Below are 17213 nucleotides of genomic sequence, written 5' to 3' on the forward strand. Positions count from 1 at the left end.
CTAAGAAAACCGAAAGCCGTACAAACAGTGAAGCTGACACTCAATCATCGGATCATCCAGCCAAACCACAAGGGCACAGCCAAAACATCCTAAGAGCGCGATATACAGAGACCTGATCCATCGAATGAACCAAAGTCGCCCGCATATCTCTTCAGATACCAGCAATGTCAAATAACGTGAGAGACAAAAACCAGAACGATGCGCCAATATCAAGGCGCGCCGCCCGTCCCTACCTCTCGAATGTCCGTCGCGCCCCAAACCGTCCGTAACTCAGCAGCTCCGCTACCTCATCCCGTCCAGCCCGTCCGGCGCCCCGTCCAGCGCCTCAGCGCCGCCGGTGAGGGGCTATCTACTGTTTGATGCCGAAGGTCGCAAGAGCTTTTTTCAAAAAACTCAGTTTTACCTAGCGTCACCCAAGATAAACGTCGCAAATTGTGGCCTTGCCAGCCTCAGGGCGTGATCAGCGTCACATTCTGCATGCGGCCGATCTGCCAGACATCTTCGTCGTAGATCTCGGTCAGCATGTCGACATAGGCTGCATCCCATCCCGGAAGGTCCAGTTCCTGCTCGATCGCGTCGTCCAGACCGTACTTGTCCAGAAACGCTGTCATCACCCGACGTTTTTGCGCTTCGTTCACCGTCGGGTTGTCGTTCAGGAAACTGCGGAACCGCCGCATACCCTCGGGGGTGATGATTTCGGACAGCATGGCGAACGAGCCGATGATCTTTCGATCCAGCGGGACGCCAGCCATCTCGCGCAGGATCTGCCCCCAGATCAGCGGCGTGTCCTCGTTGCACCAGCAGGTCACAGGGACGTGCGATGCGATACGCGCCACGAAATCCGACCAGCGCAGGTGCATCGGGTTCGCCCCGTTCAGAAACGCATCAAAGCTTTCCAGCGGCGAGCACTGCCAGGCCGCCGGCAGAAAGGTCGCGAAATCGCGCAACCCGAGAAACACGCGAATCTCATCGCCGGGGAACAGCCGCTGCATCGTCTCAAGCCGGGCCTCGAACTTGCGGTACAGCCCCCCCCCCGCCAGGATCAGCTTTGGCACCGACAGCAGATTCTCGTGACTGAGCACAAGGCGGCGCACCTCGTCGGGGTCCTCATCCAGCATCGTATCAAGCAGCACTTCGCGCGCTTCCGGTGCGGGCGCGCGGTCCCCCAGCTGGTGAATGGTTTCCGACAACAGGCGCCGGTAGCGCCCCGGACCGGGGATGGCGACCGCCTCCTTGCGAAAGTCGCCCGCGTTGCGCAACATCCCCCTGAGCAGCCGATCTTCGTCCGTGCAATGGGCGCCAAGGTGAAGAATGATCTGCATGGTCCGCTCTTTCGCTGTCTTGCCCGGCACTATAAGAGCATTCACCGCGAGGAAAACAGCAATTGGCGCCGGGGAACGCCCCTGACGCCGCCAATAAGGACGCCCCGATGAGCCTGGCCCAGAACCGTCATTCCAGCCGACGGGCGATCCGCCTGCCTTCGCCGTGGTCGTGGGGCGCCGCCCTCATCGCGATGCTGGTGCTTGCACCGATTCTCGCGGTGTTCTGGATCGCCGCGTTTCCGGCGGAAAACATCTGGCCGCATCTGGTGGCGACCACCCTGCCCCGGTATCTCGGCAACACCCTGATCCTGATGTTCGGTGTCGGGCTGGCGGCCGGCGCTTCGGGGTCGGGCGCGGCCTGGCTGATTTCGCGCTATGACTTCCCCGGCCGGCGCTGGCTGGAATATCTGCTGCTGCTGCCGCTGGCGATCCCCGCCTATGTCGGAGCGTATGCGCTGGTCGATTTTCTGGAATACGCCGGGCCGGTGCAGACCGGGCTGCGCCAGATCTTTGGCTGGCAGACCGCGCGCGATTACTGGTTTCCCGAAATCCGGTCGATGGGCGCGGCGATCGTCGTACTCGCGGCGGCGCTCTACCCTTATGTCTACCTGCTGGCACGCAATGCCTTTCGCGAGCAATCCGCATCGTCGCACGAGGTGGCCCAGTCGCTTGGCGCCGGGGCGCTGGGGCGATTCCTGCGTGTTGGTCTGCCGCTGGCCCGCCCCGCCATCGCCGCGGGCATGGCCATCGTCATGATGGAGGCGGTGAACGATTTCGGCACCGTCGACTATTTCGCCGTCCAGACCCTGACCACCGGCATCTTTTCCGTCTGGCTGCAAAGCAACAACGCGGGCGGCGCGGCGCAGATCGCCTCGACCGTTCTGGCGCTGGTGATTCTTCTGGTGCTGCTGGAAAAAAGCTCACGGCGCCGGATGCGGTTCTTCAACCTGTCGACCCGGCATCGCCCCGTGGCGCGCAAGCGGCTTGGCCGCAGCATGGGCTGGGGCGCCTCCATCGCCTGTTTCCTGCCGTTCGCGATGGGCTTCCTGCTGCCCGGCGGCGTGATCCTGAAACATGCGCTGGCCAACGCCGACGCCTGGACGGACCCGGCGCTGTGGCGGGCCGGGGTACATACGCTGACGGTGGGCGGCATCGCGGCGGTGGCCACGGTGCTTGGGGGGATCTTTCTGGTGTACGGCGTGCGGATCTCGCGGGCGCCGCTGCCCCGATTGCTGATGCCGGTGACCACGATCGGCTACGCGGCGCCGGGGGCGGTTCTGGGCGTGGGCATCCTTATTCCCCTCGCGGCGCTCGATCACCTGCTGGCGGACACGGTCGAGACGGTGACGGGCATCGACATCGGGCTGGTCCTGACCGGATCGGCCTTTGCGCTGGTGCTGGCCTATTTCGTGCGGTTCTTCGCCATCGCTCAAGGGGCCGCGGATGCGGCGATGGGCCGGGTGTCGCCCAATCTCGCCGCCGCCGCCCGCTCGCTCGGGCGCTCGCAGGGACAGACCCTTCGGCAGATCTACTACCCGCTGATCCGCGCCTCGGTCGCGTCGTCGCTGCTGCTGGTGTTCGTGGATTGCGTCAAGGAACTGCCCGCAACGCTTTTGCTGCGGCCGTTCAACTACGAAACCCTTGCGACGCGGGTGCATGACCAGGCATCGCTGGAAAACCTTGGCCAAGCGGCGCCGGCTGCGGTGCTGGTCACCCTGACCGGGCTGGCTGCGGTCGCATTGCTGGCGCGCACCAGTCGCTAGCCCAGGGCGCCGATCCCCCGATCACGCCCCACACCCGGCAACGCAAACGAGCGACGGGGACGCCCGCCGCTCATTGCCTTCTGTCCGCGATGACGTCGTGATGCGCGCCCGATCAGTTCGGGATTAGATCAGGCACGATGGTCACGATCCCCGGCGCGAACCACAGCAGCGCAAGCCCCGCCATCTGGATCAGCACAAAGGGAAGCACGCCGCGATAAATGTGCCCCGTCGTCACCGACGCCGGCGCCACGCCGCGCAGATAGAACAGCGCAAAACCGAACGGCGGCGTCAGGAACGAGGTTTGCAGGTTCACCGCGATCATGATCGTCACCCATTTCGGATCGAACGATCCGCCATAGATCACCGGCCCGACAATGGGCACGACGATGTAGATGATTTCCAGGAAATCCAGCACGAAACCCAGCACGAACAGCACCAGCATCACGACCAGGAACACCTTGTGTTCGTTGTCGAAGCTTTGCAGGAGTTGCTGGATGTAATGCTCGCCGCCGAAGGAAATCACCACCAGGTTCAGCAACTGAGAGGCGACGAGGATGGTGAACACCATGCTCGTCACCTTGGCCGTCTCGCGCACCGCAGGTGACAGCACCCCGGCCCTGAACAGCACCCAGCAGGCGAACAGCAGACCGAACAGCGCATAAAGATAGGCCGCCTGCGCCACCACGAAGGCGATCCAGGTTTCGGCGCCCGCGCCTTCGACGCCGGTGCGCAGGTCAAAGTTGATGCCCACAAGGATCATCACCACCACGGCAAAGGTCGACCACAGGATGACCTTGGGCGACCGGTCCTGTTCGCGCAGCTTGCGGAACGCGGCCAGCATGATCGCGCCGGCCGCCCCCAGCGCCGCTGCGGGCGTCGGGTTGGTGATGCCGCCCAGGATCGACCCCAGCACCGCGACGATCAGCACCAGCGGCGGAAACACCACGCGGATCAGTTCGTTGGTCGCCATGCGCCGAGTGGCAAGCGCCGCCCCGTAAAGCATGATCGCCCAGGGGATCGCCATCATCAGCACCGTCGCGCCGGGCGAGGTGGTGGGCCCGATGAACAGTGCGTCCACGATCAGCCCAAGCACAATACCGCCGGCTCCGATATACAGCGGCACCGGGTCCGACATCGGCGACGTCGCGCGCCCCCACGCCAGAACGATGCCGAAGAACACCGCGATGATCGCGATGCCGGTGCCGATGGGCGCGGCATTGTCGATCTTTGCCTGAAGCGCCACGGCCATCTCGTCTTCGGACAGGCGGTGGCCCCGGTCCGCGCCGCCAGCGGCGTCGATTCCCGACTGCTGCGCGACGGCGGCATCCCAGGCGGCCTGGCCGTGCAGCTCGATCATAGCCGCCTGACATTGTTCCCCGACATTGGTGCGCAGGCTGGCGGACTCGCCGGCGTCCGAAAAGCTGGAGACCACGGTGGATTGCGACCCCACCACGTTGATCTGGCTGAAACCGATGATCGCGACGATCAGCAGCGCCGGCACCCCAAGATACCAGGTAAAGGCCTCGCGCCGCGTGACCGGCTCGCCGATGCTGCCCTCGCCTTGCACGGGCGGCGCCTTGTGCGGGTTGAACATGGCATAGACAAAGGCATAGCCCGCATACAGCGTCGCCAGCAGGATTCCCGGCAGCAGCGCTGCCTGGAACAGCGTACCGACCGACACCACCGCCGGTTCGCCCAGATAGGTCAGCGCATCGGTACACCCAAACGACTGGGCGCGGGCCTCTTGCGCGGTGGAATACAGATCCCCCGCCAGCGTGCCCAGCAGAACGATCACGATCGACGGCGGGATGATCTGCCCCAGGGTGCCGGACGCGGCGATGACGCCGGTGGCCAGTTCGGGCGAATAGTTGTTGCGCAGCATGGTCGGCAGGGCCAGCAGGCCCATGGTCACCACCGTGGCCCCCACGATCCCGGTCGAGGCCGCAAGAAACGCCCCCACCACCACGATCGACACCGCAAGCCCGCCAGGCAGCGGGCCGAACACCCGCGCCATGGTCTGTAGCAGGTCGTCGGCGATCTTGGACCGTTCCAGCACGATGCCCATCATGACGAACATCAGCACCGCCAGCAGGGTTTCGATGCTGGCGCCCGCAATGACCCGTTCGTTCACGCGGTTCACGATGAACGACAGGTTGCGGTCCAGCGCGACCTCCCAACCCCGGTCGAACACCGGCATCGCATAGCGCGGCAGCTCGGGGTAGCGGAACACCGAAATCGCGTCCTCGGCCACGCCGCTCGCGACCAGATCACGGTAGGCCTGTGACCCGCTGTCGATGGCCTGGTGCACCAGCAGCCCCGCGCTATCCAGCGCGGCGATGATGCCAAAGGAAATCACCCCCGAGCCGCCAATGGCAAACGCCACCGGAAAGCCGGAAAGGATCGCGGAAAAGAGCGTGAGAAAGACGATGATCAGGCCGATCTCGACGCCGTCCAGTCCGAAAAGCATTTACGTTGTCCCTCTCAGAATTCGGCGTGATCGTAGGCTTCTTCGCCCATCTCGATCTTGTCGTGGTCGTGGTAGCGGCCTTCCGATTCCGGCCCTTCGCGCAATTCCATCAGCGAGCGCCAGAAGAAGGTGACCCCCTGCAGGAAGATGAACCCGCACATCAGAACGATGAGGATCTTGAACAGGAAATAGGCCGAAAAGCCGTTGGGGCTGAACGCGATGGTTTCGACGTTCCAGCGCAGCGCGCGGGCCTTGTTGATGAGCCGGTCCAGATCTTCGGAAGCCGACGGTTTGGGCACGATCAGGTGGCGCCACAGGAAGAACCACGAATAAAGCCACATCAACGTAGCCATCGGCAGCATGAAGATCAGGCTGCCCACCATGTCGATGATCTTTTTCGTGCGGTAGCTGACCGGTGCATAGATCAGGTCCACCCGCACATGACCGCCCTGGACAAAGGTATAGGCCAGGCACAGCGCGACAACGAGGGCGTTGTAAACCTTCAACTCTTCGGACCACCAGCTGACGTCGAAGCTGATCGGCACGCCAAAGCCAAAGGCGATCTCGGGCTGGGCAAAGATGCGCTGCACGAAGACAATGATGACCTGTTGCAGCACCATCAGCAGACCCGCCCAGGCGGCGACGCGCCCGACGCTGTTGTGAAAGCTTTCCAGCCCGCGCACCAGGCCCCACATGAACCACCCGCGCCAAAGCCCGATGGCCGTCAGCAACAGAAAGGCGGTGAAGACGACGAAAAACAGTTCGGTCGATGCGCCGTAATAGACAAACCGCATCACGGCCTGATTGTCGGACCAGTCCAGCCAGCTTGCAGGGTGGCTGAGCGCATAGCCGAAATTCCAGAACGACATGGCAATATTGCCGAAGAACCAGGCCAGACCGTCCAGCACTGCGCCGAACGCCCCGCCCGAGGCCGCCTCATCCATGGCCCTACCCCCGTTTCATGTTGTGTCGTGTGCCCGCCCGGACCGCGGGCGGCATCGTCAAAAGAGATGCGCCCCCGCAAGCCGGCGGGGGCGCATATCAGGCTACCCGCCCGATCAGATCCCCAACACGCGGTTACGCTGCGCGGTGAAGGTGCCTTCGGACCGCGCGATCCACGGGGCCGAGGATTGCAGCGAGGTCATGTAGCTGTCGTAGCATCTGGCATACAGCTCGTCGCCCATGCTTTCCTCGACCACTTCCTTGGCCGCCGCGCCGAATGCGTCCCAGACGCTGTCGGGGAATTCCATCACCTTGACGCCGCCCGACTGCAGGCGCTGAAGCGCCGCCGAGTTGTTGGCCATGAACAGCGACATCGTCCAGATGTTGCCCGCGCGGGCCACCTGCGACACGATCTCCTGCTGCACGGGTGTCAGGCTTTCGTAGACGTCCAGGTTCATGGTCAGGTTCAGGTTCGGACCCGGCTCGTGGAAACCACCGGTATAGTAGGTCTTGGTGATTTCCTGGAAACCGGCCTTTTCATCCGCCCAGGGCCCGATCCACTCGGTGCCGTCGATGGCGCCCGACGACAGCGCCTGGTAGACTTCGGCACCGGGCAGGTTCTGCACCGACGCGCCCAGCTTGCCCAACACCTGGCCGCCCTGGCCCGGCATGCGGAACTTGAGGCCCTGGAAATCTTCGGGGCTGTTCATTTCCTTGGCGAACCAGCCGCCGGACTGCGGGCCGGTGTTGCCCGACGAAAACGCCTTGAGGCCGAAGATCGAATACAGCTCGTCGGACAGCTCGCCGCCGCCATCGTGATAGATCCAGTTGGCATATTCCATGAAGGTCATGCCGAAGGGGATCTGGCTGAAAAAGCTGATCGCCGGGTGCTGGCCAAGGAAATAGTAGTCCACACCGTGGTACATGTCGGCCTGACCGGCGGACACGGCGTCGAACACCTCGAACGCCCCGACAAGCTCACCGGCGGCCTTGAGGTCGACGGTCAGCTGGCCGTCGGTCGCGGCGGTGATCTGGTCTGCGCAATATTGCGCGCTGTCGTGAACCCCGGCGAGGCCGCGACCCCAGGTGGTCACAAGCGTGAGGGTGCGCTTGCCCTGCGCATAGGCAGGCGCAGCCAGCGACGTGGCGGCAGCAGCGGCACCACCGGCGGTGGTAGCGCGCAAAAAGGAACGGCGATCCATGTATGTCCTCCCGATTTGACGTGCGGGTGAGGCTCCTCCCCTTCCCGCGCGGATCGTTTCGTGTCGGCAACTTTAAGGCTGCCGACACCGCTAGAGAATACCCACTGCTACGGAGATGGGCAGGTTTATTTCGCCCCCGGCCGGTTTTTTTTGCGATTTTTGCCTTCTGTCGACCTGTCCCGGCACAGGACAACGGGGTTTATCGGCGCGCCGCCTTGGGCTAACGCCCTTGCATGCCCGCGATTCTCGACCGCCTGCACCTGACCTATGGCCAGAAGCTTTTCCTTCTGGCGTCGGTGCCGCTGACCCTGTCGGCGGCCTCGATCGCGTTGGTCGTCGCCTGGCAATCCAACGCCATGGCCACCCGCGAGATCCACGCGCTTGAGACGCAACTGATCGAAACCAAGATGCAGGAGCTGCGCAACTACGTCACCCAGGCACGTAACGGGTTCTATTTCATCTACGGCAGCGCCGCCCCCGACGATGCAGACGCCAAGACACAGGTGGCGCAGATCCTCGCGGCGATGATCTACGGCGAGGACGGGTCGTTCTTTGTCTACGATTACGACGGGACGAACCTTGTCTCGCCGCGCCGCACCGAGATGATCGGCAAGGACTGGTCGGGCCTGACCGACCCCGAAGGCACCCCCATCACCGACCGCCTGATCGAAATCGCGCGCGCCGGGTCGGGCTACCATGACTACCTCTGGCCCAAGCCGTCGACCGGCGAAGAGGCGAGGATGATCTCGTTCGTGCTGGGCTTTCAGGATTGGCAATGGGCCGTCGGCACCGGCGTCTGGATCGACGACATCACCCGCGAGATCGCCGCCGCCCGCGCCGGGGTCGAAGCGCAGGTGAGGCACACCTTCCTGTATATCGGGGGGATCACGCTGACAGCGCTGCTGATGGTGTCCTTTTCGGGGCTGATGATGAACCTGCGCGAACGGCGGCTGGTGGATGCCAAGCTCAAGGAACTGACGCAGCGGGTGTTCGATGCCCAGGAAGAGGAACGCGGTCGCGTCGCGCGCGAATTGCACGACGGTATCAGCCAGATCCTCGTCGGGGTGAAATACACGCTGGATATTGCCAGGCGGCGCCTGAGTGCCGGCGACGCACGCGCCGGCGAGGCGCTGGCGCGGGGGCAGGAAAACCTGTCCGGTGCCATCCAGGAAGTGCGCCGCATCAGCCGCGATCTGCGCCCCGGAACGCTTGACGATCTTGGCCTTGGCCCGGCGCTCAAGGCGCTGACCGAAGAGTTCCACACCCGGACCGGCATCGACACCTGTTTCGACACTGTGGTGTTCCGCAACCGGATCGACCAGGAGGGGCGCATCGCGCTGTATCGCATCGCCCAGGAGGCGCTGACCAACGTCGACCGCCACGCCGGCGCCACCCGTGTCGACATCGACCTGCGCGGCCACCGGCGCGGTTGCACCCTGCGGATTGCCGACAACGGCTGCGGCATCGACCGCGACACCCAGGACCGGCGCGGCATCGGCCTGCGAAACATGCAGGAACGCATGGATCAACTTGGCGGCGCGCTGCGGGTGTTGTCATCGCGCGAGGGCACCGTTATCGAAGCCGAAATTCCCCTGTCGCACCTGCTTCCGCCCGAAGGCAGCATGCCCTCGGCTTGGCCTGGCACATAAGGCACCCCGCATGAGCAACACCCGCGTCGTGATCGTGGACGATCACCCCCTTGTCGCCGAGGGCATCGAGGCGATCCTGGAAAGCTATGACGATATCACCGTTGCCGCGACCCTCGCGGGTGGGCAGGAAATGATTGACCGGCTGGACGAGCTGGGCCCCGACGTGATCCTGATGGATCTGAACATGCCGGGGCTGAACGGGCTGTCCGCGACCGAAATGATCCTGGAACGCCGACCCGAAACGCGCATCCTGGTGCTGTCGATGCATGACACGCCCGAATATATATCGACCGCGCTGGGGCATGGCGCGGTGGGCTATGTTCTCAAGGACGTGCCAAGCGAAGAGGTGAAGCAGGCCATCGATGCGGTGATGCGCGGCGAACGCTACCTTTGCACCGGTGCGGTCCGGGCGCTGCGCCCGGAGATGTCGGGCGGGCGAGAGCAACTGACCAACCGTGAACAGGCTGTGCTGTTGCAACTGGCGCTGGGCAAGTCGAACAAGGAAGTCGCCGTAAAGCTGGATATTTCGGTGCGCACCGTCGAAACCCACCGCAAGAACATCAAACGCAAGCTGGGGATCAGTTCGACTGCCGGGTTGACCCGCTACGCGCTGGAACACGGCATGCTGCAGGGAACCGGGGTCAACGTCTGATGCGTCGGTCCTGGCGTCGGAGTATCAGATCACGACGCCGGGCAGCGCCTGACTGGCACCTGGCGCGCCGGTGACCGGAATGACCATCGAATGGGCGCCATCGTCATCGGCGGCAATGCCGTCGTGATGCTGTGCCGGGGTCAGCCAAAAGCCGATCCCCATAAGGGCAACAAGCACCACGGCCTTGACCATGTTGAAATCGCGAACCCGGTGGTGCGGAACCGTCTGGAGGTGCATGTCGTGATCCCTCGTCCTTGTGAAGCCGATGCCTCAACCGTTTGCGATAGCCTGCCCCAATGGCATGTTTCATGCAATTCACGTCTGCGCGCGGGAAGCGTGTAGACATGGCCTATCTGCGGGGCTGCCGACGTGCGTTTCGAATACCCCCCTATTTCTTTACGAATATTGCCGTTCTTCCAGGATATTTGAAACTTTCGAAAACAAAAACGCCGCGCGGGACAGATTCGACGGTTGACCTCTGCCCCCTGCCCGCCTAATGTCCGCTCCGCGCAACCTCAAAGGAATGCCCAGGGTGGACCGACTGGTACATATTGTAGGAACAAGGCGCATGGGCCGGTAAAACGGAGCCATAACGGATCCCCATGCGCCCCCGATCACCCTCGGGGGCTTTTTTATTGCGCAAGACCAAATGCAATGACGTCGTAAACGGAGACACGCGATGACACGTCAGATGACCGGAGCGAAAATGTTGGTTCAGGCCCTCAAGGATCAGGGTGTGGACACCGTATTCGGCTACCCCGGCGGCGCGGTGCTACCGATTTACGACGAGATCTTTCAGCAAAATGACATCCAGCACGTTCTTGTCCGCCATGAGCAGGCCGCCGTTCACGCCGCCGAAGGCTATGCCCGCTCGACCGGCAGGGTCGGCGTGGCGCTGGTGACCTCGGGGCCCGGAGCGACAAATGCAGTGACCGGGCTGACCGATGCGCTGATGGATTCGATCCCGATCATCGTGCTGTCGGGCCAGGTCCCGACCTTCATGATCGGCTCGGATGCCTTTCAGGAGGCGGACACCGTCGGCATCACCCGCCCTTGCACGAAACACAACTGGCTGGTCAAGGACACGGCCAAGCTGTCGTCGGTGATCCATCAGGCGTTCCATGTGGCCTCGTCCGGCCGCCCCGGCCCCGTGCTGGTCGACATTCCCAAGGACGTGCAATTCGCATCCGCCGAATACACCCCAAAACCCAAGGCGCCGGTCGGCCATTACCAGCCGCAGGTCAAGGGCGACATGGAAACCATCACCGCGCTGGTCGAAGCGATCGAGACCGCCGAAAGGCCGGTATTCTATACCGGCGGCGGCGTCATCAATTCCGGCCCCGGCGCCAGCCAGCTTCTGCGCGAACTGGTCGAGGCGACGGGCATTCCCATCACCTCGACGCTGATGGGGCTTGGCGCCTACCCGGCCTCGGGCAAGAACTGGCTTGGCATGCTGGGGATGCATGGCCTTTACGAAGCCAACATGGCGATGCACGGCTGCGATCTGCTGATCAACATCGGCGCGCGGTTCGATGACCGGATCACCGGGCGTCTGGATGCGTTCTCGCCGAACTCGAAAAAGGCGCATATCGACATCGACCCCAGCTCGATCAACAAGGTCATCAAGACCGACCTGCCGATCGTGGGGGACGTCGGCCATGTGCTGGAAGACATGCTCAGGGTCTGGAAGGCGCGCGGACGCAAGGTCAATCGCGAAGGCCTGGCAACGTGGTGGCGCCGCATCGACGAGTGGCGCACGGTCAAGTGCCTGACCTACAAGACCTCGGATACGGTCATAAAACCGCAATACGCGCTGGAACGCCTTGAAGCGCTGACCAAGGGGATGGACCGCTACATCACCACCGAAGTCGGCCAGCACCAGATGTGGGCGGCGCAGTTCCTCGGGTTCGAAGACCCCAACCGCTGGATGACGAGCGGTGGTCTCGGGACCATGGGTTACGGATTCCCGTCTTCCATCGGAGTGCAGATGGCGCATCCCGACAGCCTGGTCATCAACGTCGCGGGCGAAGCGTCGTGGCTTATGAACATGCAGGAAATGGGCACGGCCGTTCAGTATCGGCTGCCGGTCAAGCAGTTTATCCTTAACAACGAACGGCTTGGCATGGTACGCCAGTGGCAGCAATTGCTTCACGGCGAACGCTATTCGTCAAGCTGGTCCGAGGCGCTGCCCGATTTCGTCAAGCTGGCCGAGGCGTTCGGGGCCAAAGGCATCCTCTGCAAAAATCCCGGCGATCTGGACGATGCGATCATGGAGATGCTGAACCACGACGGCCCGGTGATCTTTGACTGCCTTGTCGAAAAGCATGAAAACTGCTTCCCGATGATCCCCTCTGGCGAGCCCCACAACAAGATGCTGCTTGGCGACGCCAAAGCCACCAACGCCATCGCGGGCAAAGGGGCCGTGCTGGTCTGAGACCGCGCCAAAGCCCAAGATTTTTCGTACGAAAAATCTTGGGCGCCCTCCGCATCCAGAAGATTTTTCGTACGAAAAATCTTCGATCTTCCGACCGGAAAGGAATTTCAGATGTCCCCGCTACAGATCAAGAAGGGCTCGAACAAGCATTCTGCCTACAACCTCCGCCCGACCTTCTCGGATGTGCAGGAAGCGCACACGATCACCGTTTTGGTGGAAAACGAACCGGGCGTTCTTGCCCGTGTGATCGGCCTGTTTTCGGGTCGCGGCTACAACATCGACAGCCTGACGGTGGCCGAGGTCGACCACCAAGGCCACCTGTCGCGGATCACCATCGTCACCACTGGCACGCCGCAGGTGATCGAACAGATCAAGGCGCAGCTGGGACGCATCGTTTCGGTGCGCGAAGTACATGACCTCACCGCCGAGGGAGCGTCAGTCGAACGCGAACTGGCGCTGATGAAGGTCACTGGCAGCGGCGAAAAACGCGTCGAGGCATTGCGCTTGGCCGACATATTCAGGGCCAACGTCGTGGATTCGACACTGGAAAGCTTCATCTTCCAGCTCACCGGCGCCCCTGATAAAATCGACGCTTTTGCCGACCTCATGCGCCCGCTTGGACTGATACAGGTCGCCCGGACCGGGGTCGCGGCTCTGGCCCGAGGTCAGGGCCAGAGCTGATCTGCGTGGTCAGCCCGCCTGGGACGCCCTGAGCGTTCCAGGCAGCAATTTCTGTGCCGGAAATGGCACGACATTGCCCTCCGGGCGCCCTGTCGTGCGGCGGGGCGCGGACCTGACGCGCGTCGTGTCGACCTTTTGCAGCACTTCGGCCAGTTCAGGGCAGTGTTTTTGTGCCAGCAGGCGCGGATTGCGCGCGAAGCGCAGATTGCGATCCTGCCTCATGTCGAATTGTATCAAATCCCCAGCATCAAGCGACACGCCCGCGTGGAGGTTGCTCTCGGTGTCGGGATAAAGTGCGAGATCTCCCTGATCTTCGCACCAGATGACCGCCTTGTGTTCCTGGCGGTCCGCCCAAAGCACCACACCGTACATCGTTTGTGTCATGGTTGTCCCCTTGTCGGTCCCCTGGGGTCGAGCATGCGCAATTCCTGCCACAGGCACATCGGAAGAAACGTGTCTCGGGGTTGCTTTTTGTGTCCGGCGTCGTATCAATTGGCGCCACATCGCGTCAGGTGTGACGCCAATGAGCATCAGACGTCCGTGTGCGACAAGAATCTTGCGCCGGGCGGCCACAGGTCAGACGATAGCATCGATATATGAAGGACAACTAAATGGCGACTCTTCCGCGCGACCGCGACGCCCAGCCCAGCCCGGCCGAATTGCGCGGCGTCTTTGGGGCGAACCTGCGTCAGCTCGGAGACCAAGCGCCGTCGATCTCGGCGCTCTGCCGCGATCTCGGAATCAACCGGACCCAATTCAACCGCTACCTTGCTGGCGAGAGCTTTCCACGTCCGGATGTGCTGCACCGGATCTGCCAGTTTTTCGACGTTGACGCGCGGATTCTGCTTGAGCCGGTCGGGGACATGGCCGCCGAACCCTCCGGAATGTTCAATCACCCCTTCATCGCGGAATTCGTCGGCGCCCAGATGACCGGCCTGACCGAAGACCACTTCCCCTCGGGGTTCTACCGGTTCAGCCGCGCCGCGTTCAGCGATACAGACCGTTTCGTGGTCGGGCTGGTGCATGTGTCGCGCGAACAGGGCTACACGTTCCTGCGCGGCTTCGAACCGAAAGAGGCCCTGAGCATGCACAACATGCCCACCGATCCGCGCACCCGCGAATTTCGCGGCCTCCTCATGCCTCAGGCCGAAGGTGTCGCCGCCATGGTCAGCCGGCGCGATGCCGTGACGAGCACCTTCAACTATCTTGCCCGGACCCCGGCCATCGCCAAGATCTTCTGGCTTGGCTACACCGTGCGCACCATGCCCGAGGACCCGATCGGCCGGCGCGTCGCCCGCCTTGTCTACGAATACCTCGGCACCAATACCGCGCAGATCCTGTCGACAGCGCGCAAGGCCGGATATGCGACCGAACAAGACCTGGAGCCGTTCCACCGCAAGCAGCTTCGCATCGCGCAGCCGTTCTTCTGATCCGGGACACCGCACGCTCATGCGGGCATCGCGCCCGTCAGATCGCCCTGGATGGCCCCGGCTTTCAGCAAATCGTACAGGTGCCAGGTGGCATGGCCCAGAACCGGCAGGACCACGAAAAGCCCGAGAAACGCGGGCAGCATCGCAAGCAGGGTCGCCAGCGCGATGAACCCCGCCCAGCCGAACATCAACACGGGCTGCGCCGCCACATATTGGAACGACGCGATCATGGCGGTGACGAAATCGATCTCGCGGTCCAGCAGCATCGGCAGCGCCAGAACGGTAATCATGTAAAGCAGCGCGGCAAAGCCCGCCCCCACCGCCGTTCCGATCAACAGCATCGTGATGCCGTTCGACGTCAGGAACACCTCGGGGCTCGACGACACATTCGTCATGACCGACAGCCCGAGAAACAGGGCAAAGATCATGTGTCCCAGAAAGAACCAGAACAGAAAGACGATCACGATCACCGCGCAGATCGACGGCAACTGGCGTTTCGACTGGCGCAGGATGACAGTGAAAACCTGCGCCCAGTCCATTGCAAGCCCACGCTCCAGCCGCCGGCTGACGTCATAGAACCCAACCGCCGCGAACGGACCCAACAGTGGAAAGCCGATCGCCGCAAGCACCAGCCAGAAGGTCTGCCCGGTGATCCATGTGACCCATGTCATGAACAGCCCTGCCGCAACGTAGAATCCCGCAAAGACCAATGCAAAGCCCGGCGCCCGTTTCAGATCCGCGCCTCCGCGACGCAGTGCCTCGATGAGAGTGGGCAAGGTCACTCGCGCCAGCGGCGGAACCCCTGGCGTCGCATCTGTGAGCATCCCGTCCTCCATGGTCCGATCCGTGCCTCCGGGGCAAACTCTGCCCGACGGTCACGCCCTCATGCAAGAAAATTTGCACACTCTCCCGCTGCCCACGCACGCTGTCCGACTTGTGAACAGTGCGCCGCGGGCCTATCTGTGGCCCCGCGAGCAAGGAGCCACCGGTGGCAAGGACGCAGAACACACGCGGCGGCGCGGCCGACTGGATTGCCGACCGGACGCTGCGCGGGCTGATCGCCCTGGCGCTGGCCCTGCCGCACCCAACGCGGGTGCGGCTCATGGGCTGGATGGTGCGGCGCGTGATCGGGCCTCTGGCCGGGTACAGGCGCCGCGCGTTGGATAACCTTGCCTATGCGCGGCCCGCTCTGACAGACGACGAGCGGCGCCGCATCGCGGACGCCGTTCTGGACAACGCGGGCCGCACGATGATCGAAAACTACGACGTGCCAGGGCTGTTGGCCCGCATGGCCGATGCCCGGATCGACGGCGCGGGCGTTCCCGACATGGAACACGCCCGCGCCGAAGGCCGCCCCATCCTGTTCGTCACCGGCCATTTCGGAAACTTCGAAGCGCCGCGCGCGGCGCTCGTGGCGCGCGGCTGGCGCATTGGCGGGCTGTATCGCCCGATGGCCAATCCGTTCTTCAACGCGCATTATGCGGCGAACATGCATGCGCTCAGCAATCCGGTGTTCGAACAGGGACGGCGCGGCACCATGGGTCTGCTGCGCCACATCAAGAAAGGCGGCATGGGCGTTCTGCTGTTCGATGTCTATTCCAGCGACGGCGTGCCCATCGACTTTCTGGGCAAGCCCGCGCCCACGCTCACCTCGGCGGCGGACATCGCGCTGCGCACCGGCGCCCTGTTCGTGCCGTTCTTCGGCATCCGGCGACCCGATGGCATCGGCTTCGATGTGGTGTTCGAAGCCGCCATTCCGCACGGCGATCCTGCCGAGATGATGCACGAGGCGACCCGACGGCTGGAAGCGCGCATCGACGCCGACCCCGGCCAGTGGTTCTGGATCCATCGCCGCTGGAAACCGCGGCGCCAGGCCAAGCGTCAGCGCAAGCGCGACGCGGCCAATATCGGGCCGTAACCCTTTTCCTGCAGGATCACGACCACCGGATCGTCGCCCGTCACCTCGGCCTGCATTTCCAGCGGGGCCTCGCCGTTCCACAGCCCCAGGACCTGCCAACCATGGGCAATGTGGGTGTAGAACACGGTGCGCCCCTCGTTCTCGCCCGCCGTGATGTCGACCGTCGCCCTGGGGGTGTAGCGCACAAGATGCACCAGCGTTTCGGGCAGCGGCCCCAGCGGATCGGCCCGGATCAGCAACATATCGCCATCGCGCGTGATCGTCAGCGTCGCGAGGGCCGGTGCGTCCAGCGCGTGCTGCACCGCGTCCATCACCTTCATCGGGCGCGATCCGACCACGTCGAACGCGCCGCCGATCATCATTTGCGGTGTGTAGATCGACCGCCGCCCCGCCGCGCGTGCATAGCCTTTTTGGCGTTTGGTAAACGCCGGATCGCCGAAGCTGTCGCGCCAGCCGATGTAATCCCAGTAATCCACATGCAGCGCCAGGGCGATCACGTCGTCGCGCTGCCCCAGTTCGGCAAGCACCGCGTCGGCTGCGGGGCAGGAAATGCACCCCTGCGAGGTGAAAAGCTCGACCACCACCGGCGAGTCATGGTCCCGCGAACGTTCCTGCGCAAGCGTGGCGCTTCCGGCGACCGCGAGGCATGTCGTCGCGATCCAGCTGGTGAGTCGGTACATATGCCGCAAGATCCCGTGTCTGTTCCCGTTCCAAGGGCTACCCAAGCCGGTTTGAAATGGCCAATCAAGGTTT

Annotated in this window: 15 protein-coding genes; 7 read left to right on the top strand and 8 right to left on the bottom strand. The window is 63.4% G+C overall.

The window, feature by feature from the left end; genetic code table 11:
• Nucleotides 1-449: 449 nt before the first annotated feature.
• Entirely contained in the window at nucleotides 450-1322 is an 873-nt protein-coding gene (locus ATI53_RS02465; RefSeq protein WP_009507182.1) for a hypothetical protein, read from the bottom strand.
• 107 nt (nucleotides 1323-1429) lie between these two features.
• Here ATI53_RS02465 and ATI53_RS02470 point away from each other — a divergent pair, with 107 nt between their 5' ends.
• Nucleotides 1430-3085: an ABC transporter permease gene (locus ATI53_RS02470; protein WP_009507181.1), complete on the top strand. Its 1656-nt coding sequence runs from the start codon at nucleotides 1430-1432 to the stop codon at nucleotides 3083-3085.
• A 112-nt stretch (nucleotides 3086-3197) separates the two neighbouring features.
• Here ATI53_RS02470 and ATI53_RS02475 read toward each other — a convergent pair whose 3' ends face one another.
• The 3 genes from ATI53_RS02475 to ATI53_RS02485 form a co-directional block, all read right to left on the bottom strand.
• Entirely contained in the window at nucleotides 3198-5552 is a 2355-nt protein-coding gene (locus ATI53_RS02475) for a TRAP transporter large permease (protein ID WP_009507180.1), read from the bottom strand.
• 14 nt (nucleotides 5553-5566) lie between these two features.
• The gene (locus ATI53_RS02480; RefSeq protein WP_009507179.1) at nucleotides 5567-6496 is read right to left on the bottom strand and encodes a TRAP transporter small permease subunit; all 930 of its coding nucleotides are present in this window, start codon (nucleotides 6494-6496) and stop codon (nucleotides 5567-5569) included.
• A gap of 114 nt (nucleotides 6497-6610) precedes the next feature.
• Nucleotides 6611-7696, bottom strand: a complete 1086-nt coding sequence (locus ATI53_RS02485) for a TRAP transporter substrate-binding protein (protein WP_009507178.1) — start codon at nucleotides 7694-7696, stop codon at nucleotides 6611-6613.
• A 233-nt stretch (nucleotides 7697-7929) separates the two neighbouring features.
• On the opposite strand from ATI53_RS02485, the gene ATI53_RS02490 reads away from it, so the two are divergent.
• Together ATI53_RS02490 and ATI53_RS02495 are read left to right on the top strand one after the other, a co-directional pair.
• The gene (locus ATI53_RS02490; RefSeq protein ID WP_111549662.1) at nucleotides 7930-9345 is read left to right on the top strand and encodes a cache domain-containing protein; all 1416 of its coding nucleotides are present in this window, start codon (nucleotides 7930-7932) and stop codon (nucleotides 9343-9345) included.
• Nucleotides 9346-9355: 10 nt separating this feature from the next.
• Nucleotides 9356-9997 (top strand): response regulator transcription factor, encoded by a 642-nt coding sequence (locus ATI53_RS02495; protein WP_009507176.1) that lies wholly within the window; start codon nucleotides 9356-9358, stop codon nucleotides 9995-9997.
• Between the two features lie 24 nt (nucleotides 9998-10021).
• Here ATI53_RS02495 and ATI53_RS02500 read toward each other — a convergent pair whose 3' ends face one another.
• The gene (locus ATI53_RS02500; RefSeq protein ID WP_111549663.1) at nucleotides 10022-10234 is read right to left on the bottom strand and encodes a hypothetical protein; all 213 of its coding nucleotides are present in this window, start codon (nucleotides 10232-10234) and stop codon (nucleotides 10022-10024) included.
• A gap of 442 nt (nucleotides 10235-10676) precedes the next feature.
• Here ATI53_RS02500 and ATI53_RS02505 point away from each other — a divergent pair, with 442 nt between their 5' ends.
• Both ATI53_RS02505 and ilvN read left to right on the top strand, forming a co-directional pair.
• Nucleotides 10677-12431 carry an acetolactate synthase 3 large subunit gene (locus ATI53_RS02505; protein WP_111549664.1) on the top strand — a complete coding sequence of 585 codons (1755 nt, stop codon included), beginning with the start codon at nucleotides 10677-10679 and terminating at the stop codon, nucleotides 12429-12431.
• Between the two features lie 111 nt (nucleotides 12432-12542).
• Complete coding sequence (ilvN, locus tag ATI53_RS02510) at nucleotides 12543-13112, top strand: acetolactate synthase small subunit (protein ID WP_111549665.1); 570 nt, start codon at nucleotides 12543-12545, stop codon at nucleotides 13110-13112.
• A 9-nt stretch (nucleotides 13113-13121) separates the two neighbouring features.
• On the opposite strand, the gene ATI53_RS02515 is transcribed toward ilvN, so the two are convergent.
• Entirely contained in the window at nucleotides 13122-13643 is a 522-nt protein-coding gene (locus ATI53_RS02515) for a hypothetical protein (protein WP_249033395.1), read from the bottom strand.
• An 80-nt stretch (nucleotides 13644-13723) separates the two neighbouring features.
• Between ATI53_RS02515 and ATI53_RS02520 the strand changes: the two genes are divergently transcribed.
• Nucleotides 13724-14542, top strand: a complete 819-nt coding sequence (locus ATI53_RS02520; RefSeq protein ID WP_009507171.1) for a helix-turn-helix domain-containing protein — start codon at nucleotides 13724-13726, stop codon at nucleotides 14540-14542.
• Nucleotides 14543-14559: 17 nt separating this feature from the next.
• Here ATI53_RS02520 and ATI53_RS02525 read toward each other — a convergent pair whose 3' ends face one another.
• Nucleotides 14560-15366: a DUF2189 domain-containing protein gene (locus ATI53_RS02525; protein WP_223865867.1), complete on the bottom strand. Its 807-nt coding sequence runs from the start codon at nucleotides 15364-15366 to the stop codon at nucleotides 14560-14562.
• A gap of 164 nt (nucleotides 15367-15530) precedes the next feature.
• Here ATI53_RS02525 and ATI53_RS02530 point away from each other — a divergent pair, with 164 nt between their 5' ends.
• A complete protein-coding gene (locus tag ATI53_RS02530) occupies nucleotides 15531-16460 on the top strand; it encodes a lysophospholipid acyltransferase family protein (protein WP_111549668.1) in 930 nt (309 codons plus the stop codon).
• Here the strand turns inward: ATI53_RS02530 and ATI53_RS02535 are convergent.
• Nucleotides 16424-17140 carry a DUF1223 domain-containing protein gene (locus tag ATI53_RS02535; protein WP_009507168.1) on the bottom strand — a complete coding sequence of 239 codons (717 nt, stop codon included), beginning with the start codon at nucleotides 17138-17140 and terminating at the stop codon, nucleotides 16424-16426. The two genes, ATI53_RS02530 and ATI53_RS02535, sit on opposite strands and share 37 nt — an antisense overlap.
• Between the last annotated feature and the right edge of the window lie 73 nt (nucleotides 17141-17213).

The organism is Salipiger aestuarii (assembly GCF_003259905.1).
Lineage (GTDB): Bacteria > Pseudomonadota > Alphaproteobacteria > Rhodobacterales > Rhodobacteraceae > Salipiger > Salipiger aestuarii.

Bases quoted from the DNA above. Each gene is read 5' to 3' on its own strand.
- ATI53_RS02465 (WP_009507182.1), bottom strand. From the start codon at position 1,322: ATGCAGATCATTCTTCACCTTGGCGCCCATTGCACGGACGAAGATCGG.
- ATI53_RS02480 (WP_009507179.1), bottom strand. From the start codon at position 6,496: ATGGATGAGGCGGCCTCGGGCGGGGCGTTCGGCGCAGTGCTGGACGGT.
- ATI53_RS02515 (WP_249033395.1), bottom strand. From the start codon at position 13,643: ATGCTCATTGGCGTCACACCTGACGCGATGTGGCGCCAATTGATACGA.
- ATI53_RS02535 (WP_009507168.1), bottom strand. From the start codon at position 17,140: ATGTACCGACTCACCAGCTGGATCGCGACGACATGCCTCGCGGTCGCC.
- ATI53_RS02525 (WP_223865867.1), bottom strand. From the start codon at position 15,366: ATGCTCACAGATGCGACGCCAGGGGTTCCGCCGCTGGCGCGAGTGACC.
- ATI53_RS02500 (WP_111549663.1), bottom strand. From the start codon at position 10,234: ATGCACCTCCAGACGGTTCCGCACCACCGGGTTCGCGATTTCAACATG.
- ATI53_RS02520 (WP_009507171.1), top strand. From the start codon at position 13,724: ATGGCGACTCTTCCGCGCGACCGCGACGCCCAGCCCAGCCCGGCCGAA.
- ATI53_RS02495 (WP_009507176.1), top strand. From the start codon at position 9,356: ATGAGCAACACCCGCGTCGTGATCGTGGACGATCACCCCCTTGTCGCC.
- ATI53_RS02470 (WP_009507181.1), top strand. From the start codon at position 1,430: ATGAGCCTGGCCCAGAACCGTCATTCCAGCCGACGGGCGATCCGCCTG.
- ATI53_RS02505 (WP_111549664.1), top strand. From the start codon at position 10,677: ATGACACGTCAGATGACCGGAGCGAAAATGTTGGTTCAGGCCCTCAAG.
- ATI53_RS02485 (WP_009507178.1), bottom strand. From the start codon at position 7,696: ATGGATCGCCGTTCCTTTTTGCGCGCTACCACCGCCGGTGGTGCCGCT.
- ilvN (WP_111549665.1), top strand. From the start codon at position 12,543: ATGTCCCCGCTACAGATCAAGAAGGGCTCGAACAAGCATTCTGCCTAC.
- ATI53_RS02475 (WP_009507180.1), bottom strand. From the start codon at position 5,552: ATGCTTTTCGGACTGGACGGCGTCGAGATCGGCCTGATCATCGTCTTT.
- ATI53_RS02490 (WP_111549662.1), top strand. From the start codon at position 7,930: ATGCCCGCGATTCTCGACCGCCTGCACCTGACCTATGGCCAGAAGCTT.